This window comes from Streptomyces sp. NPDC093510, assembly GCF_040683555.1.
In the GTDB taxonomy this organism is placed as follows: Bacteria; Actinomycetota; Actinomycetes; order Streptomycetales; family Streptomycetaceae; genus Streptomyces.
Genome location: NZ_JBFBEE010000008.1, coordinates 1 through 24142 on the forward strand (window position 1 = coordinate 1; position 24142 = coordinate 24142).

General features: G+C 72.0%; 22 protein-coding genes. 4 read left to right on the forward strand and 18 right to left on the reverse strand.

Annotated features, from left to right (window positions below; genetic code table 11):
• Positions 1-477 precede the first annotated feature (477 nt).
• Together AB0N81_RS14295 and AB0N81_RS14300 are read right to left on the reverse strand one after the other, a co-directional pair.
• Positions 478-681 (reverse strand): hypothetical protein, encoded by a 204-nt coding sequence (locus tag AB0N81_RS14295; RefSeq protein WP_055569527.1) that lies wholly within the window; start codon positions 679-681, stop codon positions 478-480.
• A 197-nt stretch (positions 682-878) separates the two neighbouring features.
• Entirely contained in the window at positions 879-1157 is a 279-nt protein-coding gene (locus AB0N81_RS14300; RefSeq protein ID WP_365358111.1) for a hypothetical protein, read from the reverse strand.
• Positions 1158-1353: 196 nt separating this feature from the next.
• Between AB0N81_RS14300 and AB0N81_RS14305 the strand changes: the two genes are divergently transcribed.
• On the forward strand, positions 1354-2685 hold the full coding sequence (locus AB0N81_RS14305) for a protein kinase (protein ID WP_365358418.1): 1332 nt from the start codon (positions 1354-1356) through the stop codon (positions 2683-2685).
• A gap of 59 nt (positions 2686-2744) precedes the next feature.
• Here the strand turns inward: AB0N81_RS14305 and AB0N81_RS14310 are convergent, their stop codons facing one another.
• The 10 genes from AB0N81_RS14310 to AB0N81_RS14355 all read right to left on the reverse strand — a co-directional run bounded on the left by AB0N81_RS14310 (position 2745) and on the right by AB0N81_RS14355 (position 16369).
• Positions 2745-3563 (reverse strand): RNA methyltransferase, encoded by an 819-nt coding sequence (locus AB0N81_RS14310; protein ID WP_365358112.1) that lies wholly within the window; start codon positions 3561-3563, stop codon positions 2745-2747.
• Between the two features lie 88 nt (positions 3564-3651).
• The gene (cobA, locus tag AB0N81_RS14315) at positions 3652-4884 is read right to left on the reverse strand and encodes a uroporphyrinogen-III C-methyltransferase (protein ID WP_365358113.1); all 1233 of its coding nucleotides are present in this window, start codon (positions 4882-4884) and stop codon (positions 3652-3654) included.
• A gap of 196 nt (positions 4885-5080) precedes the next feature.
• The gene (cobT, locus tag AB0N81_RS14320; RefSeq protein ID WP_365358114.1) at positions 5081-9214 is read right to left on the reverse strand and encodes a nicotinate-nucleotide--dimethylbenzimidazole phosphoribosyltransferase; all 4134 of its coding nucleotides are present in this window, start codon (positions 9212-9214) and stop codon (positions 5081-5083) included.
• Between the two features lie 356 nt (positions 9215-9570).
• Positions 9571-10779: a precorrin-6y C5,15-methyltransferase (decarboxylating) subunit CbiE gene (gene cbiE, locus AB0N81_RS14325; protein ID WP_365358115.1), complete on the reverse strand. Its 1209-nt coding sequence runs from the start codon at positions 10777-10779 to the stop codon at positions 9571-9573.
• Between the two features lie 105 nt (positions 10780-10884).
• Entirely contained in the window at positions 10885-11583 is a 699-nt protein-coding gene (locus AB0N81_RS14330; protein WP_365358116.1) for a GNAT family N-acetyltransferase, read from the reverse strand.
• Between the two features lie 151 nt (positions 11584-11734).
• Positions 11735-12559, reverse strand: a complete 825-nt coding sequence (locus AB0N81_RS14335; protein WP_365358117.1) for a MetQ/NlpA family ABC transporter substrate-binding protein — start codon at positions 12557-12559, stop codon at positions 11735-11737.
• 2 nt (positions 12560-12561) lie between these two features.
• Positions 12562-13395, reverse strand: a complete 834-nt coding sequence (locus AB0N81_RS14340) for a MetQ/NlpA family ABC transporter substrate-binding protein (RefSeq protein ID WP_365358118.1) — start codon at positions 13393-13395, stop codon at positions 12562-12564.
• An 89-nt stretch (positions 13396-13484) separates the two neighbouring features.
• Positions 13485-14231, reverse strand: coding sequence for a methionine ABC transporter permease (locus tag AB0N81_RS14345; protein WP_365358119.1), 747 nt, complete (start codon positions 14229-14231; stop codon positions 13485-13487).
• Complete coding sequence (locus AB0N81_RS14350; RefSeq protein WP_365358120.1) at positions 14228-15286, reverse strand: ATP-binding cassette domain-containing protein; 1059 nt, start codon at positions 15284-15286, stop codon at positions 14228-14230. The genes AB0N81_RS14345 and AB0N81_RS14350 overlap by 4 nt, the downstream gene beginning before the upstream one ends.
• A 435-nt stretch (positions 15287-15721) precedes the next feature.
• Positions 15722-16369: an HAD family hydrolase gene (locus AB0N81_RS14355; protein ID WP_365358121.1), complete on the reverse strand. Its 648-nt coding sequence runs from the start codon at positions 16367-16369 to the stop codon at positions 15722-15724.
• A 92-nt stretch (positions 16370-16461) separates the two neighbouring features.
• On the opposite strand from AB0N81_RS14355, the gene AB0N81_RS14360 reads away from it, so the two are divergent.
• Together AB0N81_RS14360 and AB0N81_RS14365 are read left to right on the forward strand one after the other, a co-directional pair.
• Entirely contained in the window at positions 16462-16821 is a 360-nt protein-coding gene (locus tag AB0N81_RS14360; protein WP_365358122.1) for a hypothetical protein, read from the forward strand.
• Between the two features lies 1 nt (position 16822).
• Positions 16823-17254, forward strand: a complete 432-nt coding sequence (locus AB0N81_RS14365) for a hypothetical protein (protein ID WP_365358123.1) — start codon at positions 16823-16825, stop codon at positions 17252-17254.
• A gap of 65 nt (positions 17255-17319) precedes the next feature.
• On the opposite strand, the gene AB0N81_RS14370 is transcribed toward AB0N81_RS14365, so the two are convergent.
• The 3 genes from AB0N81_RS14370 to AB0N81_RS14380 form a co-directional block, all read right to left on the reverse strand.
• Complete coding sequence (locus AB0N81_RS14370) at positions 17320-17832, reverse strand: GNAT family N-acetyltransferase (RefSeq protein ID WP_365358124.1); 513 nt, start codon at positions 17830-17832, stop codon at positions 17320-17322.
• A 37-nt stretch (positions 17833-17869) separates the two neighbouring features.
• Entirely contained in the window at positions 17870-18397 is a 528-nt protein-coding gene (locus tag AB0N81_RS14375) for a sigma-70 family RNA polymerase sigma factor (RefSeq protein ID WP_365358125.1), read from the reverse strand.
• Between the two features lie 74 nt (positions 18398-18471).
• A complete protein-coding gene (locus AB0N81_RS14380) occupies positions 18472-19662 on the reverse strand; it encodes a glycerophosphodiester phosphodiesterase (protein WP_365358126.1) in 1191 nt (396 codons plus the stop codon).
• A 435-nt stretch (positions 19663-20097) separates the two neighbouring features.
• On the opposite strand from AB0N81_RS14380, the gene AB0N81_RS14385 reads away from it, so the two are divergent.
• Positions 20098-20718, forward strand: coding sequence for a lysophospholipid acyltransferase family protein (locus AB0N81_RS14385; RefSeq protein WP_365358127.1), 621 nt, complete (start codon positions 20098-20100; stop codon positions 20716-20718).
• A 261-nt stretch (positions 20719-20979) separates the two neighbouring features.
• Here AB0N81_RS14385 and AB0N81_RS14390 read toward each other — a convergent pair whose 3' ends face one another.
• The 3 genes from AB0N81_RS14390 to AB0N81_RS14400 form a co-directional block, all read right to left on the reverse strand.
• Positions 20980-22530, reverse strand: coding sequence for an MFS transporter (locus tag AB0N81_RS14390; RefSeq protein WP_365358128.1), 1551 nt, complete (start codon positions 22528-22530; stop codon positions 20980-20982).
• Entirely contained in the window at positions 22527-23078 is a 552-nt protein-coding gene (locus tag AB0N81_RS14395) for a helix-turn-helix domain-containing protein (RefSeq protein ID WP_365358129.1), read from the reverse strand. The genes AB0N81_RS14390 and AB0N81_RS14395 overlap by 4 nt, the downstream gene beginning before the upstream one ends.
• 84 nt (positions 23079-23162) lie before the next feature.
• Positions 23163-24137: an aldo/keto reductase gene (locus AB0N81_RS14400; protein WP_365358130.1), complete on the reverse strand. Its 975-nt coding sequence runs from the start codon at positions 24135-24137 to the stop codon at positions 23163-23165.
• Positions 24138-24142 lie beyond the last annotated feature (5 nt).

A 24142-nucleotide genomic window follows, 5' to 3' on the forward strand; every position in this document is an offset into this window, starting at 1 on the left:
GGTGGCCTGTGTCTGGTGTTGCGTCGGGTGGTCTTGCGCGCTGTCGGGGGGGCGCTGCCCGCGCGGTGGCCGGGCGGCGGTGAACGCGGTGGTGGACCGGCTGAGGGGGCGGCGGCGGGCCCGCTGGGGGGGGCGGCCGTGGCGGGCCGGCGGAGGAGCGGGCGGGGGTGGGGCCGTGGTGGGCGTGGCGGTGCGGCGGCTTGGCTGGGGTGGTCGGGAGGCGGCTTGGCTGGGGTGGTCGGGACGGGGCCTGGCTGTTGGTCGGGAGGGGCCTGGCTGGGGTGGTTGGGAGGGGGGCGTGGGGTCTGGCTGGGTCGGGGGGAGAGGGCGTGGTGGGGAGGTGGGGTGTGGGCGTGGCAATGCCCGCGCAGCTCCCCAGCTGCGCGGGCATTTTGCCGTCCGCCGCACCCCCGTCCCCACGGGGTTTCAAGGCCGGATGTCCCCGCCCGGACCGCTCTTCCGGGCCTGGGGCGCCGCTCAGCGCCCCAGCATCACGCCTACGGACGACGCTTGTGTGACCACTGCCTCCCAGCCGCCGAAGACGACCACGAGCAGGGCTGCCAGGGGGAGGACCATGGCCGTCGCCACCAAGGGATGGCGCGTACCGGACGGGCGGACGCCGAACGCGGAGAACCTGCGCCCTTGCGTGCGGATCATGGTCCGCGGTGCCGTGTCCGCCATGATTCCTCTCCTGACCGCTTCGTTGTGAATTTGGAGCGGCGAGTGTCTGACCTCGGGGGACGAGTGCTACACCCGCCGCTTGACCTCAAATCTAGGGGCACGGGAAGTCCCAGGCGTCATGCCCTCGTACCGATTGCCGGGCCTCCCCGAGGATGAGCGGTCGATGCGCACGTACTCCCGTGGGTGGAGACGGGGTCCTAGGACCCCGTCTCAGGAGTCAGGGTCTTCCCTGAGGGGGCGGCCGTCGCCTCGGATGCGTCCTCCCTGGGGACGGGCTGTTCCACCAGAGCCAGGACGCGGGTCGCCATGAAGCGCGCCGTCCGCACCACGGAGCCACTACGGGTGACTTCGCTCACTTCCACCACTCCCCTGCGGACCGCCGTCTCCACCCGCCGACCGGCCCTGCTCGCCACCACTTCGTACGTCCGAGTCGTGTCACCGGCGTCCACGACTATCTCCACACGATCACCCTTCACGGGATCAATCCCCCTTCAGTGATGGTTGGTTGGGGAGCAGGGTGACGGCAACCACCGCCCGCCCCCCGTCCCCTGACCACTTTTCAAGTTTCCCACCCGGCACTGACAATCGATCGCCCCGCGAGGGCGCGGCCTCTGCACGTGCCCGGCCGCGGAAACGTAAGCTGTGGCTCGTCAGACGGACCGGGTAGCGGGGATGGACATGGCGATGATGCGGCTCCGGCGCGAGGACCCGCGTGTCGTCGGCTCGTTCAGGCTGCACAGGCGCCTGGGCGCCGGCGGCATGGGGGTCGTCTATCTGGGGTCGGACCGGCGGGGGCAGCGCGTCGCCCTGAAGGTGATCCGGCCCGACCTGGCGGAGGATCAGGAGTTCCGGTCACGGTTCGCGCGGGAGGTCTCGGCGGCCCGGCGCATCCGTGGCGGCTGCACCGCGCGGCTCGTCGCCGCCGACCTGGACGCGGACCGGCCGTGGTTCGCCACGCAGTACGTGCCGGGACCCTCGCTGCACGACAAGGTCGCCGCCGAAGGGCCGCTCTCCGCGGCGGACGTGGCAGTGGTCGGCTCGGCGCTGGCCGAGGGGCTCGTGGCCGTGCACGAGGCCGGTGTCGTGCATCGCGACCTCAAGCCGTCGAACATTCTGCTGTCCCCGAAGGGGCCGCGGATCATTGATTTCGGTATCGCCTGGGCCACGGGGGCCTCGACGCTGACCCATGTCGGCACCGCCGTCGGCTCGCCCGGCTTCCTCGCTCCCGAACAGGTGCGCGGCGCCGCCGTGACGCCCGCCACCGACGTCTTCGCGCTCGGCGCCACGCTCGCGTACGCGGGCATGGCGGACTCGCCCTTCGGGCACGGCAGTTCCGAGGTCATGCTCTACCGGGTCGTGCACGAGGAGGCGCAGCTGCACGGCGTGCCCGACGCCCTCGCGCCGCTCATCAGGGCCTGTCTCGCCAAGGACCCGGAGGAGCGGCCCAGCACGCTCCAACTCTCGCTGAGGCTGAAGGAGATCGCCGCCCGCGAGGCGCAGGGCATCAGCGACACCCGGCCGCCCGCGCCCCGCCAGGACCACGACCGGCCCACGGGCAGGCTCGCCGAGAGCTACCTGGACGAGCGCACCCAGCGGCGGCCCGCTCCCGGCGCCACTCCCCCGCCGCGGTCCGGACCGGCGCGGACCGGCTCCTCCCGACCCGCCGCGTCCCGAACCGCCGCGCCACGGTCCGGCTCCCGGCCCTCCGCGCCCCGCAACACCACCCGCTCCGGCGGCAGGTCCGCCCCGCGCAGCGGCACCGGGCGCCAGGGACCGCGCACCACGGGAACGGGCCGTCGGGTGCCCGCCAATCCGCGGCTGCTGCGCCAGCGGCTCACCGTGTTCGTCGTCGTGACGCTGCTGGTCGCGCTCGGCATCGCGGCGGCCCAGGGGTGCCAGGGGCCGGCGCGGAGCCTCGGCCCCACCGGCGTACACCAGCAGCAGTCACCATCGCACGGCCCGCAGGCCGAGCAGGCCGATCCGGGGCCCGGCATCCGGGGCTGAGGGCCTGTTCTGCCCGGACAGAGCTGCCCGGGCAGAGCTACGGGGTCACAGCTGCGGAGTCAGAGCTGCGGGCGGCCCGTCGCGACCGCGTAGAACGCGACCGCCGCCGCCGCGCCCACGTTGAGCGAGTCCACGCCGTGGGCCATCGGGATGCGCACCCATTCGTCGGCGGCGACCAGGGCCTGGGTGGAGAGTCCTTCGCCCTCCGCGCCGAGCATCAGCGCGACGCGGTCCATGCGGTGCGGCGCCACCTCGTCCAGCGACTTGGCCTTCTCGTCGGGGGTGAGCGCGAGGAGGTTGAAGCCCGCCTCGCGGACGCCCTCAAGGCCCTTGGGCCAGGACTCCAGGCGGGCGTACGGGACCGAGAAGACGGCGCCCATGGAGACCTTCACCGAACGGCGGTAGAGCGGGTCCGCGCAGTCCGGGGAGAGCAGGACCGCGTCCATGCCGAGCGCCGCCGCCGAGCGGAAGATGGCGCCGATGTTGGTGTGGTCGTTGACCGCCTCCATGACGACGACGCGGCGGGTGGCCGAGAGGAGTTCGTCGGCGGTGGGCAGCGGTTTGCGCTGCATGGAGGCGAGGGCGCCGCGATGCACGTGGTAGCCGGTGACCCGTTCGGCGAGTTCGGGGCTGACCGCGTACACCGGCGCCGGGAGTTCGTCGATGACGTCGCGCATGACGTCGACCCACTTGGCCGAGAGCAGCATGGAGCGCATCTCGTAACCGGCGTCCTTGGCCCGTCTGATGACCTTCTCGCCCTCCGCGATGAACAGGCCCTCGGCCGGTTCGCGCCTGCGGCGCAGCTCGACGTCGGTCAGGCCCGTGTAGTCGCGCAGGCGGGGGTCGTCGGGGTCGTCGACGGTGATGAGATCAGCCACAGGGTGATACTGCCTTGTCCTGGGTGTGGTGCCAACGGCTGCGGACGGGTTCCGTTACCGCTGGTTACGTGGGGGTGTGCGGGGCGGGTTACGCGAGGGGCTCGGGGCCGACCTTCACCACGTCGCCGATGACGATGACGGCCGGGGGCTTCACCTCGTGGGTTCGGACCGCCTCGGCGACCGTGCCGAGCGTCGCGTCGACGCGGCGCTGGGCGGCCGTCGTGCCCTCCTGGATCAGGGCGAGCGGGGTGTCGGCCTTCTTCCCGTGGGCGATGAGGGCCTCCGCGATCTTGCCGATCTTGTCGACTCCCATGAGGATCACCAGGGTGCCGCGCAGCTTGGCGAGGGACTGCCAGTCGACCAGGGAGCGCTCGTCGTCCGGCGCCACGTGGCCGCTGACCACGGTGAACTCGTGGGCGACGCCGCGGTGGGTGACCGGGATGCCGGCGGCCGAGGGGACCGAGATCGAGCTGGAGATGCCGGGTACGACGGTGCAGGCGATGCCCGCCTCGGCGAGCGCCTGGAGCTCCTCCATGCCGCGGCCGTAGACGTAGGGGTCGCCGCCCTTGAGACGGACGACGGCCTTGCCCTGCTTGGCGTGCTCGATCAGCGCGTTGTTGATCGCCTCCTGCGCCATGAAGCGGCCGTAGGGGATCTTCGCGGCGTCGATGACCTCGACGTGCGGCGGCAGCTCGTCGAGGAGGTCGCGGGGGCCGAGGCGGTCGGCGATGACGACGTCCGCGGCGGCGAGCAGGCGCCGGCCGCGGACCGTGATCAGGTCGGGGTCGCCGGGACCGCCGCCGACCAGGGCGACGCCGGGGGTCCTGGCGCGCAGGTGGGGGGCGACGAGGCTGCCGTCGCGCAGGCCCTCGACGACCGCGTCGCGGATGGCGGCGGTGCGGCGGGGGTCGCGGTCGTGGACGTCGCTGGACAGGACCGCGACGGTGACGCCCTCGGAGCGGCCGGTCGCGGGGGTCCAGGCGGTGGCCGCCTCCGCGTCGTCGGAGCGCACGCACCAGACGCGGTGCCGCTCGGCCTCGGCGGAGGCCCGGGTGTTCGCCTCGTCGTCGCTGGTGGCGATGAGGGCGTACCAGGCGTCCTGAAGGTCGCCGTCCTCGTAGCGGCGCCTCGTCCAGGTGATCTCGCCCGCGTCCGCCATGGCCTCGACGGACGGCGTCGCCGAGGGAGAGACAAGGAGGATGTCGGCGCCGGCCTTGATCAGCGCCGGGAGGCGGCGCTGGGCGACCTGGCCGCCGCCGAGGACGACGACGCGGCGTCCCGCGAGGCGGAGACCTACGGGGTAGGCGGGGTTTTCGGCCATGGCTCTGGGGCTCCTCGTGCGGGCGGAGTCTTCGTGGTGCGCTACCGCTGCTGCGCTGGAGCGGCTGCTTGACGTGCGGGTTCAGTATGGCTGGGGCGAGGCCGGAGGTCTCCCCCAGCCCCGCCCCGGTACCGAAAACGGCGGCTTCGCCCCTGGGGCCTGTCCGGCGGATCATGTCCGGACAGGCCCTGGGCGGCTACTTCTCGGTGACGCCGGCCGAGTCGAACGTGGCCACCTCGTGCATCGCGCGGGCGGCGCTCTGGACGATCGGCAGGGCCAGGAGCGCGCCAGTGCCCTCGCCGAGGCGCAGGTCCAGGTCGACCAGGGGGCGCAGGCCCAGCTTGTTCAGGGCCGCCACGTGGCCCGGCTCCGCGCTGCGGTGGCCCGCGATGCAGGCCGCGAGGACCTCCGGGGCGATGGCGCGGGCGACCAGGGCCGCGGCGCCGGCGCTGACGCCGTCCAGGATCACGGGGGTGCGCAGGGACGCGCCGCCGAGGAGGAGGCCGACCATGGCCGCGTGCTCCAGGCCGCCGATCGCCGCGAGGACGCCGATCGGGTCCGCCGGGTCGGGCTTGTGGAGGTCCAGGGCGCGGCGGACCACCTCGACCTTGCGGGTGTGCATCTCGTCGTTGATGCCCGTGCCGCGGCCGGTGACCTCGGCGGGGTCCACCTCGGTGTAGACGGAGATCAGGGCCGCGGACGCGGTCGTGTTCGCGATGCCCATCTCGCCGGTGAGGAGCGCCTTGTTGCCGGCGGCCACCAGGTCGCGGGCCGTCTCGATGCCGACCTCGATCGCCGCCTTGACCTCTTCGCGGGTCAGGGCGGGTCCCGTCGTCATGTCGGCCGTGCCGGGCCGGACCTTGCGGGGCAGCAGGCCGGGGGTGGCGGGCAGTTCGCTCGCCACGCCCACGTCGATGACGCAGACCTCGGCGCCCACCTGGTTGGCGAAGGCGTTGCAGACCGCGCCGCCGCCGAGGAAGTTGGCGACCATCTGCGCGGTCACCTCCTGGGGCCAGGCGGTGACGCCCTGGGCGTGCACGCCGTGGTCGCCCGCGAAGATCGCGACGGCCGCGGGCTCCGGGATGGGCGGCGGGCACATCCGGGAGAGTCCGGAGAGCTGGGCGGAGATGATCTCCAGCATGCCGAGCGCGCCCGGCGGCTTCGTCATCCGCTTCTGGCGTTCCCAGGCCTCGCCGAGCGCCTTGGCGTCCAGCGGGCGGATGTTGGCCACGGTCTCGGCGAGCAGGTCGTGCGGGTCCTCGCCGGGCAGGGCGCGGCGGCCGTACGTCTCCTCGTGGACGACCCAGGAGAGCGGGCGGCGCTTGGACCAGCCGGCCTGCATCAGCTCGGGCTCGTCCGGGAACTCGTCGACGTATCCGACGCAGAGGTAGGCCACGACCTCCAGGTGCTCCGGGAGGCCCAGCGCGCGGACCATCTCGCGCTCGTCGAAGAAGCTGACCCAGCCGACGCCGAGGCCTTCGGCGCGGGCGGCGAGCCAGAGGTTCTCAACCGCGAGGGCGGAGGAGTACGGGGCCATCTGCGGCTGGGTGTGCCGGCCGAGGGTGTGGCGGCCGCCGCGGGTGGGGTCGGCGGTGACCACGATGTTCACCGGGGTGTCGAGGATGGCCTCGATCTTCAGTTCCTTGAACTGCTTCGCGCGGCCCTTGGGGAGGGACTTGGCGTACGCGTCGCGCTGGCGCGCGGCCAGTTCGTGCATCGTGCGCCGGGTCTCCGCGGACTTGATGACGACGAAGTCCCACGGCTGGGAGTGGCCCACGGAGGGCGCCGTGTGGGCCGCCTCCAGGACGCGCAGCAGCACCTCGTGCGGGATCGGGTCCGAACGGAAGCCGTTGCGGATGTCGCGGCGCTCGCGCATGACGCGCAGGACGGCCTCGCGCTCGGCGTCGGCGTAGCCGGGAGCGGCGGTGCCGGGCGACATGACGGGCTCGGCCGGGTCCGCGCCCGCCTCGGCCACGGGCTCTGTCACGACGTCGGCCACGGCCACGGCCACGGCTTCGGTCACGGCCTCTGCCGCGGCCAAGGGCTCCGGGGCTTCGGCGACGTGCGCTTCGGGCGCCTCGGGGGCTTCCTGCGCGGCGAGGGGCGCGGGGGCTTCGGGGAATTCGGGGGCCTCGGCAGCCTCGGCCGTCCCGGGCACGAAGCCCGGCGTCAGGACGTGTGCGGGGGCGGGGGCTTCAGGCGCTTCGGCCATCTCAGGTGCTTCGGCCACTTCGGTCACTTCGTTCGCTTCGATCGGTTCGAACGAGATGACTTCGTCGGCCTCGTCCAACTCGTCGGCCGGGTCGGCCTCGGGGGCGGCCGGGAACTCGGTCGGAGCCGCCGCAGAGGAGACAATACGGGGCACAGCGGAGACGTCCGGTCCCTGGGGGGTCCCGGGGGCCTCCGTGACCTCGGCAGGCGCCTCGGTCAGTGCCTCGGCAGGCGTCTCGACCGACGCCTCGGCCCGTGCCTCGTCCGCCGCGCTCTCGCCGTCCTGCTGAACCTCCGCTTCCGGCGCGAGGGCCGGCTCGGCGGCGAGCGCCGTCGCGGGCTCGCTGCCGTCGCGCGGGCCGGGCAGCGTCACAGCGGGCTGCTGCGGGGCTTCGGGTCTCCCCTCGGCGGCTGCCGGGGCTTCGGGAACGACGGGCTCGGCGGGCTCGGCGGTCCCTGTGGTCCCTGCGGGCACGGCGGGCACGGCCTCCGGAGCGGCAGGCACCGACTCGGGAGCGGCGGGCACAGCCTCGGGAGCGGCAGTCACGGCCTCGGGAGCCGCGACCTCTGTCACCTGTGCCGGCCCGGCTGCCTCCGCCGTCTCCGCCGTCTCCATGGCCGGTACGACGACGGGGGCGTCCGGAGCGGGGGCCTCCTCGTCGACGGCGCTCTCGGCGGCCGGGTCCTGCTGGGGGACGACGAAGGGGTGCGGCGGTGTCGGGGCCAGGTGCGGCGTGGTCGGGACCGAGCCGTCGACCGGCACGAACTGCCCCACGGGAGCGGGTTCCTGGGCACCGCCGAAGTCGCCGGGGTACGGGGCGCTCACGGGCGCCGCGGAGTCCTGCGGAGTCTGCGGGGCGGGGGTGTGCGGTTCGGGGGTGTGCGGGCCCGGCGCGGCGTGCCTCGCCTCGGGCGCGAAGCCGGGCTGAGCGGCCTCGTCGGCGTGCGGGACCTGCGCGCCGTCCCAGGGCTGGGCGGAGGCGACGGCGAACGCGCCGTGACCGACGGCGGCGGGCCCGGCGTGGGCGAACGCGGGCGCGGGCTGCTCCTCCGCCGGGAACTGCTGCTCACCGGCCTGCTCACCCGTCGGGAACTGCTGCGCCTCCATCGGGAACTGCTGCTCCTCGACGGGGAACTGCTGCTGCGCGACGGGGAACTGCTGCGCTTCCGCCGGGACCTGGCCGAGCTCGTCGGCCTGCTGCGCCATAGGGGCGGCCTGATCCGGTCCGGCCTCCGCGGCATCCGCCGCGTGCGGGAACGCGGGGGCCTCGGGCGCCTCCGGCGCGGCGTACTGCACCGGTACGTCCGGTGCGTCCGGTACGTCCGACTGTGTCTGCGCCTCGGCGGGCAGCCCGAAGGGAACGGCTTCCGGGGACTGCGGTGCCGGTGTTACGGCTGAGGCGTCTGCGGCCTCTGCGGCGTCTGGGACGACCGTTTCTGCTGGTACGGAATCCGCTGGTACGGAACGGGCCGCCTGGTCGTCCTGCGGCGCCCACGCCTCGGCTCCCTGCGGCTGGATCCGGCCGAGCTGCGGGCCCGGCAGCTCCGCGTCGTCGCGCGGGATGTCCAGGTACTCGGGGCCGGTCGTCGGCGGACCCGCGTGGCGCGCCGGCGCGGCGGGCTGCTGCTGCTGCGCGGGGGGCGCGCCGGCGGGCCCCCGGTCGGCGAGCGAACGCACCGGGCTGCCCGTGCCGTCGGGCACGGCCGGGCCGGACGGGCCGTGGTGGAGCGGGCGGCGGGCCGGGCCGGGGTGGGACGCGGCGGGCATGCCGCCGGGCATACGGACACCGGTCAGGTCGACCGAGCCGCTGTCCCGGCCGGACGTCTCGTGCGGTCCCGGCTGATGGACGGCGTGGACGGCACCGGCGTGACCGATATGGCCGACATGGCCCGTCTGCTGCTGCGCCTCGTTCCACGCGCCCTGGGCGCTCGGCATCAGCAGCAGGTCGTCGTCGTCAGCGGGGTTCTCGGAGGGGTCGGCCGGGTCCACGAAGGTATGCGCACCCGGAGCGGGAACGCCCGGCTGCTGTGCCCCCATGCCCTGCGCGGGCCCGGAAGGTACACCGTTGCCTGCGCCCTCCGGCAGTCCCTCTCCCGGGACCTGGCCGGTGTCGGTCATGCGTAACCCCTCGCCCATCGGTTAGTGCTTCTTCGACCGCCCCTCAGCCTTCGGCCGGGGAGGCCCCATCGCCCGGAGCGGCGCACCGACCGCCCGTCATCCTCAACGAGCGTGTGCGCCCCGCGGCACGAACCGCGCGCCGGACCACAGGCATTCTCCCTGTCGGTCCGCCGCCGTGGCAGCTTGATCGGCCACGGCCCGCTGTGGACTGCGCCACGTTGCGCGTCCTCCGGTCACGCCGTACCACACACCCCCCGAAAACGGGCGAGCTTTCCGCACATCGGCCAGCGAACCGCTGGGCGCCCGGGTGCAGTACAACAATCGGCCAGCCTACCCCGCGCTCTGTGCCCGCAGGGTCACGGGGAGCGGTCGGGCAGTCGGCCCGAGAGGAGGAAGACCACCGTCCGCTTCTCCTCGCGCCAGGCTCGTGTGTCGAGCTCCACGGACTGCAGGAGAGCGCATTCGACGGCGTACCCGTGTTCGCTCAGGTCCCTGCCGATGAGTTCGGCCGCGTCGCGTGTCGCGGCGTGCGTGACGATGCGCTCCGGGCGCCGGTCGGCGACCGCCGACACCACCGCGGCTCCCCCGCCCCCGACGCGTACGACATCGGGTTCCGGCAGGTCTTCGAGGATGTGCGGGGCGACGCCGTGCACGGTCTGCGCCTGGACACCGAAGCGGCGGACCGCCGCCGTGGTGCGGCCGAGGGCGTCGGGGTCGCGGTCGACGGCGATGACGGCCGCGCCGAAGCGCGCCGCCTCCGCGGTGAAGGCGCCGCTGCCGCAGCCGATGTCCCAGACGAGGTCCCCCACGCGCGGGCCGAGACGCGCGAGTTGCGCGGCCCGCAGCCGGTCGCTCTCCCCCTCGCCGAGCCAGATGTCGCCGCCGTACTCCGCGGCGGGCAGCGCCCAGCCGCGCGGGCCGGGCTCGCGCCCCATGATCCAGCCGGTGTCGGCGGACGCGGCGGCGCCGCCGATGACGATGACGACGTTCGGGTCGCGCCAGCTGTGGTCGGCGGCGTTGTCGGAGGTGACGACGGAGACCTGCTCGCGCTCGGTGCCGAGCTCCTCGCAGATCACGAAGGTGCGGTGGACGCCCTGGAGCAGCAGGCCGAGTTCGGCGGGTCCCGCGCCGGGCGAGGTGAGGACGGCGACCTTGGTGTGGGCGCGGCAGACGTTCACGGCGCGGCGCAAGGTGCGGCGGTGGGCGACCACCACCTCGGCGTCGTCCCAGGGCATGCCGGCGCGGGCGAAGGCCTGGGCGACGGAGGAGACGGCGGGCACCACTTCGACCTCGAGGCCGAATTCGGGGGCGCGCAGGGTGCGTACGACCCCGAAGAAGCCGGGGTCGCCGTCGGCGAGGACGACGGCGGTGCCGCGGTGGGCGGCGATGCGGCGGGCGGCGAGGCCCACGCTGCCGAGGCGGATGCGTTCGGCGCGTGCGGGGAGCTCGTCCAGCGCCAGGTGGTGGGCGGCGCCCGCCACGAGCGTCGCCGCGCCGAGCGCGGAGCGTGCCGCGGCGGTCAGCGGCGTACCGTCCCAGCCGATCACCGTGACCCGGTCGGCCATCGTCGTCTGTCTCCTGGGTTCTCGCGGGTCGTCAGTGCGGGGCAGCGGCTGCGCGGGGGCAGCCGGGCACGCGGCCAGGAACGAGCGTACCTGCTGGGATCGGGCTCAGTTCCAGTCGGAGAAGGCGGAGAAGCCGCTGTCGGCGAGGCTCTCGGAGACGCCTTCGAGGTCTTCGGGGAGGAGGCTCCAGACGATCAGGTCGGTGCGGACCTGGAGCCAGCCGCCGAAGGGGTCGCCGCCGTTCCTGGTGCGTGCTATCCAGGCGCCGCGCAGGACGCCCTCGCTGATGCAGCCGATCTTCTGCGCGACCTGCTGGGCGGCGGTGTTGTCGGCGGCGGTGCGCAGCTCGATGCGCTCGAACTTCTGGTCGTGGAAGAGCCATTGGGCGGTGGCGAGGGCCGCCTCGGACGCGTAGCCCTCGCCGCGAGCCCAGGGGGCGACGACGTAGTTCAGTTCGGTGGAACGCACCCGCCAGTCGGTGCCCCGGAGTTGGATGATGCCGACCAGGCGCTGGGTGAGGAACTCGGTGACGGCGAGGACGATGCCGCGTCCTTCGGAGCGCTCGGCGGGGGCGAGGCGGGTGATCCAGTCGCCGGCGTCGGCCTCTGTGAAGGGCTGGGGCACGGAGGTCCAGGCGGTGACCTGCTCGTCGTTCATCATCTCCGCGTACGCGGGGACGTCCGCCTCTTCGAGGGGGCGCAGCACCAACCGCTCGGTACTGATCGAGATGTCGGGGAACTCCGACAAACCCGCTGCACCCGCTGCGCCCGATGCGCCCGCCGAGCCCGAGGAGGCTGTAGTCATGCGCCGCTCCATAACTTCATAGACCTGAAGGACCTTCACCTTTCGGTCTTCTGAGGTGCCAGCATGCAGCATGCGCGGGCGCAGACGCACCACGGGGTCCTCTCCCGGTGTGGAGGAGGACCCCGTGGGTGTCACGCGCGCGGGAGGCCGTTCAGCCCGCCTCGACGGGCAGGACGGAACCCTTGTACTTGTCCTCGATGAACTTCTTGACCTCGGGTGACGTCAGCAGTTTCGCCAGCTTCTTGACCCGCGGATCGTTCTCGTCGCCCTTCTTGACGGCGAGGACGTTGTTGTAGGGGTTGCTCTTCGGCGACTCCAGGAGGATGGCGTCCTTCTTGGGGCTGAGCTTCGCGTCGAGCGCGTAGTTGTTGTTGATGACCGCCGCGTCGAGGTCGTCGAGCGAGCGCGGCAGCTGGGCCGGTTCGAGCGGCTTGATGTCGAGCTTCTTCGGGTTGGACGTGATGTCCTCGGGCGTCGCGGTGCCGCCGACGCCCTTCTTGAGCCCGATGACGCCCTGGGAGGCGAGCAGTTGGAGCGCCCGTCCCTCGTTGGTCGTGTCGTTCGGAACGCCCACGGTCGCACCCTGGGGGAGGTCGGTGACGTCAGTGATGCCCTTGGCCTTCTTCGCGTACACGCCCATCGGAGGCAGGTACACCTCGGTGACCGGTACCAGGTCCGCCTTCTTCGACTTGTTGAAGTCTTCGAGGTAGGGGGTGTGCTGGTACAGGTTGGCGTCGAGGGAGCCCTCCTGGAGTGCGGTGTTCGGCGTGACGTAGTCCGTGAACTCCGTGATCCGGAGGTCGAGGCCCTCCTTCTTCGCGAGGTTCTGCTCGATGTACGCGAGGACTTCGCCGGCCGGTGTGGGGGTGGCGCCGACCACGAGCTCGCCGTCGTTCCCGGTGTCCGCGCCGCACGCGGTGAGGCCCAGAGCGAGGGTCAGGGTCCCCGCCGCGGCGGCGATGGCGGACGTACGCACGGTCAGAACGCCGCGACGACGGCGCCGTCGTACTTGTCGTCGATGAACTTCTTGACCTCGGGCGAGGTGAGGAGCTTGGCGAGCTTCTTCACGCGCGGGTCGTTCTCGTCGCCCTTCTTCACGGCGAGGAAGTTGCCGTAGGGGTTGCCCTTGGCGGGCTCGGCGACGATGGCGTCCTTGGCGGGGCTGAGCGCGGGCTTGGCCTCCAGGGCGTAGTTGCCGTTGATCACCGCGGCGTCGACGTCGTCCAGGGTGCGGGGCACCGTGGGGGCCTCGAGCTCCTTGAACTTGATGTTCTTGGGGTTCTTGGCGACGTCCTTGGGGGTGGCCTCGTAGCCCACGCCCTTCTTGAGCTCGATGATGCCGTTGTCCGCGAGGAGCTTGAGCGCGCGGGCCTCGTTGGTGGTGTCGTTCGGAATGGCGACGGTGGCGCCGTTCTTCAGCTCACCGAGCTTCTTGACCTTCTTCGAGTAGACGCCGAGCGGCTCCAGGTGAACCGTGGCTCCCGGGACGGGCACGATGTCGGTGCCGCGCTTCTTGTTGAAGTCGTCCAGGTACGGCTTGTGCTGGAAGTAGTTCGCGAAGACCTCGCCCTGTTCCACGGCGGTGTTCGGCGTGATGTAGTCGGTGAATTCCTTCACCTCGAGGTCGAGTCCTGCCTTCTTGGCGAGGTTCTTCTGGACGTAGTCCAGGATCTCGCCCTGCGGCGTCGGGGTCGCGGCGACGACGAGCGGGCCGTCCTTGTCGGAGCCCTTGTCGGCGCCACATCCGGAGAGCCCGAGGGTGAGGGCTCCGGCGGCGAGGACAGCGGTGGTGATCTTGGCGGTGTTACGCACGAAAAGTGCCTTTCTCCATGGGTGGTGCAGCCCCGCGGTGGTGGTGCGCGGGGAAGTCTGCGGTGGCGCGGGGCGGGCCGGTCAGCCGGTCAGCCGGTCTTCGTCGTCGACTCAGCGGCGACGGCGGAGGGCTGCGCGCCCCGCAGCGGCCGGAAGAGCAGCAGCCGGCCGGAGCCGCCGCCGCGCTTGTGCAGCCTGCGGGCCGCGTAGTCGCCGACGAACTGGATGATCGAGATGACCACGGCGAGGACCGCCACGGTGATCCACATCAGCTCGGTCTCGAAGCGCTGGTAGCCGTAGCGCAGGGCGAGGTCGCCGAGGCCGCCGCCGCCGACGGTGCCCGCCATGGCGGAGTAGCCGATGAGCGCGACGATCGTGGTGGTGGCGCCCGAGATCAGCGAGGGCAGCGACTCGGGGACGAGGACCTTGCGCACGACGGTCCAGGTGGAGCCGCCCATCGACTGCACGGCCTCGACGAGCCCGCCGTCGACCTCACGGATGGAGGTCTCCACCAGGCGCGCGAAGAACGGGATGGCGCCGATGGCCAGCGGCACGAGGGCGGCCTCGCGGCCGATCGTGGTGCCGGTGATCCAGCGCGTGAAGCCCATCAGGGCGACCATCAGGATGATGAAGGGCATCGAGCGGGCGATGTTCACGATCTGCCCGATCACCTTGTTGAGGATGGCGTTCTGCAACAGGCCACCACGCTCGGTGAGGACGAGCAGGACGCCGAGCGGCAGTCCGGCGACGACGGCTATCAGCGTCGACCAGCCCACCATGTAGAGGGTGTCCCAACAGGCCTGCTCCAGCAGGGGCTGCATCTCCGACCAGGTCACTTGGCACCTTCCTTGACCAGCAGCGTCTCGCTCTTCGGCGTCGGCTCGGCGTCTTCGCCCGCGATGTCGACCTGGAGGCCCTGCTCGCGCAGGAAGCCGATCGGGACGACGTTCTCCTCGAAGCGGCCGGGCAGCTCGATCCGCATGCGTCCGACCTGCCTGCCCGCGACGGTGTCCATCGCGGCGCCGAGGATCGAGATGTCGATGTTGTACGTGCGTGACAGCTGGGAGATGACCGGCTGGGTGGCGGCCTCGCCGTGGAAGGTCACGTCGACGACGGTGCGGTTCTCGCCCGTGGCCTCGCCGCTGACCGGGAAGAGCGCGGCGGCGAGCTCGGAGCCGGGGGTGGCGAGCAGTTCGCTGACGGTGCCTGATTCGATGATCTGCCCGCGCTCCATGAGGGCGGCGGAGTCGCAGACGCTCTTGACGACGTCCATCTCGTGCGTGATGAGCAGCACGGTCAGGCCGAGTTGCCGGTTGAGGTCGCGCAGCAACTGGAGGATGGAGCGGGTGGTCTCGGGGTCGAGGGCGCTGGTCGCCTCGTCGGAGAGCAGCACCTTCGGGTCGCCTGCCAGGGCGCGGGCGATGCCGACGCGCTGCTTCTGACCGCCGGAGAGCTGGGCCGGGTAGGACCTGGCCTTGTCGGCGAGGCCGACCAGGTCGAGGAGTTCGAGGGCCTTGCGGGAGCGCTCCTGGCCGGAGAGGCCGAGGATCTCCAGGGGCAGCTCGACGTTGTCCTGCACGGTGCGCGAGGACAGCAGGTTGAAGTGCTGGAAGACCATGCCGATGCGGCTGCGGGCCTGGCGCAGTTCCTTGCCCGCGCGCGGGCCGCGTCCCGCCAGGGCGGTGAGGTCCTGGCCGGCGACGGTCACGGTGCCGGAGGTGGGGCGCTCCAGGAGGTTGACGCAGCGGATCAGGGAGGACTTGCCGGCGCCGGACTGGCCGATGACGCCGTACACCTCGCCCTCGCGGACGTGCAGGTCGACTCCGTCGAGGGCGGTTACTTCACGACCGCGTGAGCGGTAGACCTTGGTGAGGCCGGAAGTGGTGATCACAGGGGTTTCCGTCACTGTCGAGTGCGCGGCGCGGGATCGCCGGGCACGGGGCATTCGTTCGGAACGCGGCACGGTTCTCGCGGTGGTGGTGCGGGGGAACCGGAGGACGTGTGCGCGGGGCCGGCTCGCCTCATGCATCGACTTGTCGACTCCATGGAGTTCATCGAGATGCGGTTCACGGAGTACGTCGATCAGGAGTGCGGCACAGCGGCTTCGCTTCGGGGCGCGAGGCTCAGAGGTGGTGCGGGGGCCCTCAGAAGGCGCACATTCGACACATACAACGAGCACCGGGCGTCGTGATCGCCTCGGTCGCAAGGGTGCGGCTGCTCGTCGTGGTCATGGGGCCAAGTAAAACACGCGTGAGGTCGGTGTCCACCACCGCTGTCCGGTATACGGACAGCGGTGGGACGGCCGCGGACGCCGGTGACGGGCGGTTCAGTCGGCGAGGACGATCTCCACGCCGGCCTCCGTGGCCTGCGCGGACACGACGGAGAGGTCGGTGACGACCACGTCGGCGGAGAGCTCGCAGGCATCGTGCGTTGTGGCCAACGCCACGGTCGTCATGCCCGCGGCCCGACCCGCCTGCAAACCTGCCGGGGCATCCTCGAAGACGACGCAGCGGGCGGGGTCGGCGCCGAGCTTGCCGGCGGCGAGGAGGAAGGGCTCCGGGTCGGGCTTGCCGTGCGTGATGTCGTCGGCGGCGATGACGAGACCGGGACGGATGCCGACCTCGGCGAGCCGCGCCTCGGCGAGGACGCGCGTCGCGGAGGTCACCACGGCCCAGCGGTCCATCGGCAGCGAGTCCAGCAGCTCGCGGGTGCCGGGCAGCAGCACGACACCGCCCGCGACGTCGGAGACCTCCAGCTCCTCGATGCGGGCGACGGCCTCGGCGATCTTCTCCGGCGGCAGCAGGTCGGCGGCGATGTCGGCGGCGGGGCGCCCGTGCAGCTCGACCCGGCCGAATTCCTCGGCGGTGATCCCGTACTCCTGCGCCCACCGCGTCCAGCAGCGGTACACCGACTCCATGGAGGAGATGAGGGTGCCGTCGTTGTCGAACAGGAGCGCGTCAGCGTGGATCTTCATAATCATCGAGCGTACGGGGCGTCCCCGCGGGCCGTGCACGGGCCCGAGGGCCGCGCGCACCGGGCCGGAGGTCCCGTAATAAAGTCAAGAGCATGCTTGTTGCCCTGACGATCGCGACCTCGGTGGCCGCGCTCGCCCTCGCCGCCTGGTGCGGTTTCGCCGCGTACCGCGACCAGCCGACCAAGGACTGGCACTTCATCGGCATGGCCGTGGTGACCCTCCTGGCCGCCGTTCAGCTGGTCGCCGGCATCGTCCAGCTCGCGCGCGGCGAGCACGCGGACCAGGGCACGACGATCTTCGTGGCGTATCTCCTTGGCGCATTCGCCTGTATCCCCGCCGCGGGCTTCATGTCCCTCGCCGAGCGCAGCCGTTGGGGTTCCGTGACGGTCGCCGCGGGCGGCGTGGTCCTCGCCGGGCTCGAAGTGCGGCTCTACGACATCTGGGGAGGCTGAGGTGACGGTGACCGAAGAGAGCGAGCCCGGCGAGACCCGCCAGAAGCTGATCACCGGCCCGGGCATCCTGCTGGTGTGGCTGTACGGCGTGATGGTCGTCGGGGCGGTGTCCCGCTCGGCCGTGCAGATCTCCGCCGACTTCGACAAGGCCCCGCTCGCGTACTCGCTGTCCGCGGTCGCGGGCCTCGTCTACGGCTTCATCACGTACTCACTGGTGCGCGGCGGGTCGGCGGCCCGCACGGCGGCGCTGGTGTGCTGCGCCGCCGAGCTGGTCGGCGTGCTGGGCGTGGGCACCTGGACGCTGGTGGAGCCGTCCGCCTTCCCCGACTCCACGGTCTGGTCGGACTTCGGGATGGGCTACCTCTTCATCCCGGTGATCCTGCCGGTGACGGCGATCTTCTGGCTGGCGAAGGCCCGGCGCACGGAGCACTGAGCCCTCGCGGACCGCTCACCGCGTTCTTGACGCGGATCTTGGGCTGTGGGCCGCTGTTTTCATCGCTAGGCGCTCGCCACGTACGCGCGCGTGTCGGAGTCCTTGGCGAGGGTCACGATGGTGAGCCGTTCGTTCACGCGCTGCGTACTCACGAGCGCGTACCCGTGCTTGCGGTAGAGCTGGAGGTTCTGCTCGCTGCGGTGCCCCGAGAAGAGCTGGAAGCACTTGGCCGTGCCGCCCTCGCCGAGGCGGAGCTCGATCGCGTCGAGGAGCCGCCCGCCCAGGCCGTGCCGCTGCATCCTGGGGTGGACGATGAGCTTGCCGATGCGCGCCGTGCCGTCGGCGTCGACCGTGCCGCGCACGGAAGCCACCACCTCGTCGCCGAGCTTGGCCACCAGGACGGTGCCCGCGGCCAGTTCGGCCCTGATGGAGTCCAGGGACTGGGTCAGGGGCTCGATCGAGTAGTCGCCGTAGAGCTCGGCCTCGCTCTGGTAGCAGAGGTACTGCAGTTTGAGGATCTGTTCGGCGGCGTCCGTGTCGTCGGCCGCCGCCGCCGAGATGGTCACGCTCATGCCCATGTGTGCATGCCTCCCGCTCACCTGCTCCACCGGTTGTCTATCGCTCCACTGCCCAAGGCGTGGGAGCCGCAACCTCCGCCGCCAGCATTCTGCGCAGGCATCCCAGGCAACGGGAACGTTCCGGCCCCAGGCTCCCCTGTGACATTCCCAACTCTCCTGCGATTTCCCGGTAGGTGAGGTCCTCGGGGGACAGCAGCGCGGCCATGAGGCGGGGGCAGCGGCCGGGCAGCCTGCGCACCGCGGCGTGCAGGGTGCGGTCCCGGTCGGCGGTCAGCGCGCGCTGTTCGGGGCCCCGCTCGGCGTCGTCGCGGGGCTCGGTCGCGTACGCCGCTTCCCGTCGGCTCGTACGCCGGGTGCGGCGCGCCTCGGACTGGACGGCGCCGCGCAGCCACAGCGCCGGGTCTGCGGGCGGCCCGTCGGATTCCAGACGTTCCAGAAGGCGCAGCCAGACGGCCTGTTCGAGGTCGCCGGGGTCGGCGCCCGAGCCGAGCGCCTCGGCCGACGCCTCGGCCGCGAGCAGCGGCCGGAGCGAGGGGATGAGGGTGGGGTGGAGCTCGTAGGTCATGCACGCCTGGACGCGGCCGCTCCGGTACGAGGTTTCCGGAGCGGCCGTCGATCACCCCAACCGGGGCCGGGGCCTCACCGGTTGACGAAGTCCGCGGCCGCGAGCAGTGCGGTGTCGCAGTTGTCGGAGAAGATCCCGTCGATTCCCGTCTCGAAGTAGGCCTTGAAGGCGCCGAAGGCGTCGCCGTAGGCGCTCGGGTCGGTGCCCTTCCTGAAGTTCGCGGGCAGGAAGGTGTTCTCGTTGCGCATCGTGTACGGGTGCAGGATCAGGTGCGCCGCGTGCGCGTCCTTGACCAGGGTGGTCGGGGTGCCGAGGCTGCCGTCGGCCTTCCGCGGGATGATCAGGTCGAGGGTCGGGCCGATGCCCTGCGCGAAACCGGCCATCCACCGCAGGCCCTTGGGCGTGATCAGGTCGGCGACGGTGCGCGGGTCGTTCGCCTCGACGAAGTCCCAGGGGCGGGAGCTCGCGGTCGACAGGAGCACGACGCGCGGCGCGGAGACCAGCTTGGCCAGGCGCTGGATGCTGCTGGGCTCGAAGGACTGGAGGAAGTTCGGCGAGTTCTTCTTGTGGCGGCCGTAGCGGCGCAGGAGCTTGGCGAGCGGCTCCTCCAGGCCGAGGCCCAGCTTGCGGAAGTAGGTGGGGTGCTTGGTCTCGATGTGCAGCCAGACCGGCTTGCCGCGCTTGCGCCCTTCCTTCTCGGCCCAGCGGAAGACCTCTTCGAGGGTGGGGATGTCCCAGCGGCCGTCGTAGAGGGTGTTGCGCTGGCGGGTGCCGGGGATGCGCTCCTTGGCGCGCAGCGTCTTCAGCTCGGCGAGCGTGAAGTCCTCGGTGAACCAGCCGGTGAGCGAGGTGCCGTCCACGGACTTGGTGGTCTTGCGGGACGCGAACTCGGGGCGCGCCGAGACGTCCGTCGTCGCGGTGATGTCGTTCTCGTGCCGGCAGACGAGATGGCCGTCCTTGGTGGGCACGACGTCCTGCTCGATGACGTGGGCGCCCATGTCGAGGGCGAGCTGGTACGAGCCGAGTGTGTGTTCCGGCCGATAGCCGCTGGCCCCGCGGTGCGCGACGACGGTCGGCACCGGCAGGGACTTGTATCCGCCATGTCCGCCGTGTCCGCCCTGTCCCCCGCCGTGCCGTTCGTCGGCTCTCGCGACGCCGGGCAGCCCGACCGCGGCCGTGCCCGCGCCGAGGATCGCCGCCCCCAGTACCGCTCGACGCCCCGGGGTTGTCCCCGGCTGCTGCTGACCCGACTCCTGCGTCGCCATTGGCGCTCCTCCCGATGTACGCATGCCTTGCACCTGACAAAGCGGGACTGATCGTAGGTGGCCACAAGTGACCTGTGGGAGACCCTGGAAGGAACGGCGGGCTGACGCGGCGTGTCGAGTGGGCGCACCATGGGGGTGGCGGCCTCTGCGCGCCGGCCGCCACGCAGAGCGATGCGGGTGCGTGACAAGAACCACTGATTCGGGCCACAGCGACCCCGCCCGGATACGGTCGTCCCACAGGCGACGGCCCTGGGCGGCACCGCACGAAATCAGGTCAACACTGCGTATCGGGTGCATGTACCCGATGTGCAAACGGCGGTGGCCCGCGAGTACCGTACTCACCTGCACTTACTCGTCGTCGACCCGTTGACACCGGAGGGCCTGTTGTCCCGTCTAGCGCTCATCAAGGCAGTGCTCGGACCGATCTTGCGCCTGATGTTCCGCCCACGGGTAGAAGGTGCCGAGAACATCCCGGGGACCGGACCCGTCATCCTGGCCGGAAACCACCTGACGTTCATCGACTCGATGATCCTGCCGCTCGTGGCCAACCGGCCGGTGTTCTTCATCGGCAAGGACGAGTACGTCACCGGCAAGGGTCTCAAGGGCCGCCTCATGGCGTGGTTCTTCACCGGCGTCGGCATGATCCCGGTGGACCGTGACGGCGGACGCGGCGGTGTCGCCGCGCTGATGACCGGTCGTCGCGTTCTCGACGACGGCAAGGTCTTCGGCATCTACCCCGAGGGCACGCGGTCTCCCGACGGGCGGCTGTACCGGGGGCGTACGGGCATCGCCCGCCTCACCCTGATGACCGGTGCGCCCGTCGTCCCCTTCGCGATGATCGGCACGGACAAGCTCCAGCCCGGCGGCAAGGGGCTCCCCCGCCCCGGCAAGGTGACGGTCCGCTTCGGCGAGGCGATGGAGTTCTCCCGGTACGACGGGATGGACCGTGACCGCTATGTGCTGCGCGCGGTGACGGACTCCGTGATGACGGAGGTCATGCTGCTTTCGGGGCAGGAGTACGTGGATATGTACGCGACTAAGGCGAAAGCCGCGTAGCCCTGCGGGGCTTGAGCGGATTACTGGTGCGCCCGCACCGGGGCCGGGGCTTTCCCCCGGTGCCGGGGCGGGCGTTCTCGGTTACGTCACCCGGCACCGGGGTGGCCTGTTTGTCGGCTGCGGGTCGTCTGTGGCTGGTCGCGCAGTTCCCCGCGCCCCTGAGGGGCCCGACCGTCGCCGGATGCTGCGGGGGCTTTTAGGGGCGCGGGGAACTGCGCGGCCAGCCCCCACCGGCCCGCAGGTGACGAACCCGCCCCGCGGTCAGTGCTCGGGGCCCGGGCCGCCGTCCTCCAGTTTCTGGTCCTTCAGGAGGAACCAGGCGACCACCGCGGTCACGAGGAGAACCCCCGCCCCGACGCCCGCCGCGAGGCGCAGGCCGTCCACGAAGGCGGACTGGGCTGACGCAAGGAGTACGTCCGCCTGGGCGGACGGCAGCGCGGCCGAGGACTCCACCGCGCCGCCCAGCGATTCGTGCGCGGCCGATGCGACGTCGGGCGGCGTGCCCGGCGGGGCCGTGAAGTCGCGGTAGACGCCGGTGACGATGGAGCCGAGCAGGGCGATGCCGAGCGCCGCGCCCAGTTCGTACGCCGTCTCGGAGACCGCGGAGGCCGCGCCCGCCTGTTCCTTGGGGACGCTGGAGAGGATGACGTCGGCGGTCACGGTGAACGAGAAGCCCGCACCGATGCCGACGACCAGGAGCGACGCGCCGAGCAGCGGATAGCCGGTGTGCTGGCTCAGCCCCGTCAGCGCGGCGAGCGAGAGGCCGACCGCCGCGAGGCCGCCCGCGACCACGATCCGTACCGAGAACCGCCGGGCCACCATGCCCGCGATCAGTCCGGCTCCGACCGCGCCCACCGCGGCGGGCAGTTCGGCGAGGCCCGCCTCGAACGGCCGCCTGCCCTGCACGAGTTGCAGGAACTGGGAGAGGAAGAAGACCAGGCCGGAGAGGCCGAGGACGGTCAGCAGGTCGGCGAGGACCGCCCCGGAGAACCCGCGGTTGCGAAAGAGCCGCATGTCCAGGAGCGGCGCGGGGAGCGTGAGTTGGCGGCGTACGAACCAGACGAGCGCGGCGACGCCGACGACGGCGGCCGCCACGGCGTCCCAGCGCAGCCCGTGCGCGGCCGCCTCCTTGATGGCGTACACCACCGCGATCATGCCGATGAGCGAGAGCACGACACTGATCAGGTCCCAGGGCCCTGGCGCCGGGTTCTTGGACTCGGGCAGGAACTTGATGCCGACGAGGACGAGCACGGCCATGACGGGCAGGTTGATGAGGAAGACCGAGCCCCACCAGAAGTGTTCGAGCAGGAAGCCGCCGACGACGGGTCCGACGGCGGCGCCCGCGGACGCCATGGCGCCCCAGATGCCGACCGCGAGGCTGCGCTCGCGCGGGTCGTGGAAGATGTTCCGGATCAGCGCCAGCGTCGACGGCATGAGCGTCGCGCCCGCGACACCGAGCAGTGCGCGGGCCAGGATCATCAGCTCGGGGCTCGTGGCGTAGGAGTTGAGGACCGACACCGCGCCGAAGGCGACGGCTCCGGTGAGCAGCAGCTTCTTGCGGCCGATGCGGTCGCCGAGGCTGCCCATGGAGACGAGCAGGCCCGCGATGACGAAGGAGTAGACGTCTCCGATCCACAGCAGCTGGGTGCCGGAGGGCTTGAGGTCCTCGCTGATGTACGGCGTCGCCAGGCCGAGCACGGTCGCGTCGACGGCGACGAGGAGCACGGCCAGCGCGAGTACGGCGAGCGCGAGCCAGCGGCCGGGGCTGCGCTCCGCCTTCGGTGCCGCTGTCGGCCGGTGGATGCTGGTCATGAGTCCACTCTCCGCTGTACGCCGCCGATCAGCAGCTCGGCGATCATGTACGAGACGTCGTTGGCGGCCACCCGGCCGTCCTGTACGGCCCAGGCGCCGGAGCCGATGAGGCCGTAGAGCGCCTCGGTCAGCCAGGCGGGTGTCAGGTCGATGCGGAACTCGCCGCTCTCCTGGCCGCGCCGGAACAGCGCGGCGAGCCGCTCGTCGATGTGGGACCAGCCCTCGTGCTGCGCGTCGCCCTCGAAGAGCTGGTTCTCCGTGTAGAGGAACGCGAGCAGCCCTGCGGCCGGCTCGATCTCCTTCACCAGGCGCCGCAGGGCGTCGCCCGCGCCGCCCTCGTCGAGCGCGGCACGGCCGAGGGCGGCCTCGCACTCCTGGAGGCCCAGCTCTTCCAGGGCGAGGACGAGCGCGTCGCGGCCGGCGAAGTGGCGGTGGAGGGTCGCCCTGCTGATGCCGGCGGCGCGGGCGACCTCGTCCATGGTGGAGGTGGCTTTGCGGGTGAGCAGGGCCGCGGCGGTGCGCAGGACCTGGTCGCGATCGACTGACATGAGACAAGCTTAAGCCGCGTGAGACATTTTCGTCTCACGCAGCTGGTCGGCGTGGTCGGCGGCCTGCTCCGGAGACGCGACCCGTCAGTTCCAGGGGAGCCGCGCGCGGCCCTCCCAGTACGCGGCGGGGTCCTGCGCGAGCCCCACGAGCCGCTCCACCTGGCTCACGTCCAGGTCGACGGCGGCGGCGTGCAGGTTGGAGACGAGCTGGACCGAGGTGGCCGCGCCGGACAGGACGACGCCCGCCCACGGCTCGGCCAGCAGGACGGCGAGCGCCACGGCGTCGCAGCCGAGCCCCGTCTCGTCGGCGACCTCGCGCAGCACGGGCGGCGCGTAGGGCCCGGCCAGCCGGCCGTTGGCCATGCCTTCCTTGACGATCACGGTGAGTCCCGCGTCGTGCGCCTCCGCGAGCGCGGGTCCCGCCGAGGTCTCCAGGATGTTGTACGTCGCCTGGACGGTGCGGAAGAGCGGCTCCCCGTCGACGGTCACGGCGAGGGCGGCGCGGATCGCGGCCGCCTGTTCGGGGCCGCTCACGGAGAGGCCGACCGTGATGCCCTCGGCCGCGAGCTCGGCGAGGCGGGCGTGGAGTTCCTTGTCGGTGAGCGCCGGGCTCCCGGGTGTCACGGAGTGGACCTGGTAGAGGTCGAGCCGGTCGCCGAGCAGGTCGGCGGTCTCGGCGCGCTGGCGAGCGTACGCCGCCGGGCTGTGGTCCTTGACCTCGTGCGGGCCCTCGACCTCGGTGCGCCAGTCGGCCGTGTAGGTGTAGCCCCACTTGCTGCCGACGACGACGTCGCGGATGTCGGGCCTGGCGCGCAGCCAGTCGGCGAGGAACTCCTCGGAGCGGCCGTACGACCGCGCCACGTCGATGTAGCGGACGCCCGAGGCGTAGGCCGCGTCGAGGAGTTCGAGGGTCCGCTCGCGCAGGGCATCCACGCTGCGGGGGTGCGGCAGGTCGGTGTCGCGGCCGAGCGTGATGTAGCCGGGCCTGCCGACGGCGGCGAGACCGAGCCCTATGTGCGCGGTCGGGGACGTGGCTTCGGCCAGCCGGGCGAAGGGCATCGCGG

Bases quoted from the DNA above. Each gene is read 5' to 3' on its own strand.
- cobA (WP_365358113.1), bottom strand. From the start codon at position 4,884: ATGGCCGAAAACCCCGCCTACCCCGTAGGTCTCCGCCTCGCGGGACGC.
- AB0N81_RS14375 (WP_365358125.1), bottom strand. From the start codon at position 18,397: ATGACCTACGAGCTCCACCCCACCCTCATCCCCTCGCTCCGGCCGCTG.
- AB0N81_RS14330 (WP_365358116.1), bottom strand. From the start codon at position 11,583: ATGACTACAGCCTCCTCGGGCTCGGCGGGCGCATCGGGCGCAGCGGGT.
- cobT (WP_365358114.1), bottom strand. From the start codon at position 9,214: ATGACCGACACCGGCCAGGTCCCGGGAGAGGGACTGCCGGAGGGCGCA.
- AB0N81_RS14295 (WP_055569527.1), bottom strand. From the start codon at position 681: ATGGCGGACACGGCACCGCGGACCATGATCCGCACGCAAGGGCGCAGG.
- AB0N81_RS14400 (WP_365358130.1), bottom strand. From the start codon at position 24,137: ATGCCCTTCGCCCGGCTGGCCGAAGCCACGTCCCCGACCGCGCACATA.
- AB0N81_RS14390 (WP_365358128.1), bottom strand. From the start codon at position 22,530: ATGACCAGCATCCACCGGCCGACAGCGGCACCGAAGGCGGAGCGCAGC.
- AB0N81_RS14380 (WP_365358126.1), bottom strand. From the start codon at position 19,662: ATGGCGACGCAGGAGTCGGGTCAGCAGCAGCCGGGGACAACCCCGGGG.
- cbiE (WP_365358115.1), bottom strand. From the start codon at position 10,779: ATGGCCGACCGGGTCACGGTGATCGGCTGGGACGGTACGCCGCTGACC.
- AB0N81_RS14395 (WP_365358129.1), bottom strand. From the start codon at position 23,078: ATGTCAGTCGATCGCGACCAGGTCCTGCGCACCGCCGCGGCCCTGCTC.
- AB0N81_RS14370 (WP_365358124.1), bottom strand. From the start codon at position 17,832: ATGGGCATGAGCGTGACCATCTCGGCGGCGGCGGCCGACGACACGGAC.
- AB0N81_RS14360 (WP_365358122.1), top strand. From the start codon at position 16,462: ATGCTTGTTGCCCTGACGATCGCGACCTCGGTGGCCGCGCTCGCCCTC.
- AB0N81_RS14385 (WP_365358127.1), top strand. From the start codon at position 20,098: ATGTTCCGCCCACGGGTAGAAGGTGCCGAGAACATCCCGGGGACCGGA.
- AB0N81_RS14355 (WP_365358121.1), bottom strand. From the start codon at position 16,369: ATGAAGATCCACGCTGACGCGCTCCTGTTCGACAACGACGGCACCCTC.
- AB0N81_RS14305 (WP_365358418.1), top strand. From the start codon at position 1,354: ATGGACATGGCGATGATGCGGCTCCGGCGCGAGGACCCGCGTGTCGTC.